Annotated in this window: 1 pseudogene; it reads left to right on the top strand. The window is 66.3% G+C overall.

The features are described 5' to 3' along the window. Nucleotides 1-438 precede the first annotated feature (438 nt). Nucleotides 439-1,413, top strand: a pseudogene (gene istA, locus WBL05_RS06260) (IS21 family transposase); the annotation flags it as partial. Between the last annotated feature and the right edge of the window lie 105 nt (nt 1,414-1,518).

Here is a 1,518-nt window from a genome sequence, read left to right as displayed (position 1 = left end):
GGGGACGAGGATCGCAACTCCACGCTCGCCAGACGGCTGCAGGACCGGCTCGGTGGCGTCCCCTCTTCGGAGGGGACGAGGATCGCAACAGTTTCTCGGCGATGGTCATGGCAGGGGTCCATTCAGTGGCGTCCCCTCTCCGGAGGGGACGAGGATCGCAACCATGTCGGATCGTCCCGTGATAGACGGTATCGCCATGTGGCGTCCCCTCTTCGGAGGGGACGAGGATCGCAACATCGGTTCGTCTCAGAATTGAACGCGGCCGATGTTCGTGTGTCCATGGCCATGAGAAAGTCTCCATAGGTGGCCAAGTAGTGGTCGCCGGTGGTGGCCGGGTAGAAGTCCCCGCTCTTCGCGTGTCATTGATCGGCTTGTGAGCCCTGCGTGGTGATGGTGGCGGTGCCAACCAGTCACTCGATCACCACGCGGGGGATTCCATTGAAGAACGCGGAGGAACAAATGGACGTGATTGCCGCCTACCGAGACGTGGGTACTTATCGGGGAGCGGCCGCTGTGTGCGGCACCACCCACAAGACTGTTAAGCGGATCATTGAGGCGCACCAGGCGGTGAGCCGGGGCGAGCCGCCACGGCCGCGTCAGCGGCGGGCGCGGAACTATGACCAAGTGGTCGACCTGGTCGCTGACAAGGTGGACAGCACCGCTGGGCGGATCAGCGCGAAGCGGTTGTTGCCGGCGGCCAGGGCGGCCGGTTATGCCGGGTCGGACCGTAACTTTCGGCGGCTGGTGGCGCAGGCGAAGCGGGATTGGCGGGCCGGGCAGCAGCGGTCGGGTGGTCGGCGGCCGGCGGTTTGGTCGCCCGGTGAGGTGCTGGTCATCGACTGGGGTGCGGAGTGGGTGGCCGGCCGGCTGCTGCACGTGTTCTGCGCGGTGTTGGCCTGGTCGAGGTTCCGGTTCGTCCGGTTCGCCGCCGACGAGAAGCAGGCCACCACGCTGGGGATGCTGGCGCAGTGTTTCGAGGCCCTGGGCGGGGTGCCGAAGGTGGTGCTGGCCGACCGGATGGGCTGTTTAAAGGCTGGGGTGGTCGCCAATGTGGTGGTGCCGGCGCCGGACTATGTCCGGTTCGCCTCGCACTACCGGTTCCGGCCGGACTTCTGCAATGGCAGCGACCCGGAGTCGAAGGGGATCGTGGAACACCTGGTCGGCTACGCCAAGGACGACCTGATGGTGCCGCTGGAGCTGGAAACTGACCCGTGGGCGGCCGGGCTGGCCGGGCTGAACCGGCGGGCGGAGGTGTGGTGCGCCGAGGTGAACGCACGCCGGCACTCCGAGATCTGCGCGGTCCCGGCCGAACGGCTGCGCACCGAGTCCGGGCTGCTGGGCGAGTTACCGACGCTGCGGCTGGAGGTCGGGCCCAGGCCGGTCACCCGGAAGGGAGGTGTCAGATGGTCTGTGTAAGCGATGGGTCTCCAACTGAGAAGGAGATTGACTGTGAGCATGACCCACGACGAGATGACGACTGAGGATCTGGATCAGGTCCAGGTGGATCAGCAGGCCGAA

It is taken from the genome of Brooklawnia sp. (genome assembly GCF_049651565.1).
In the GTDB taxonomy this organism is placed as follows: domain Bacteria; phylum Actinomycetota; class Actinomycetes; order Propionibacteriales; family Propionibacteriaceae; genus Brooklawnia.
This window is presented reverse-complemented; position numbering and strand designations above follow the sequence as displayed.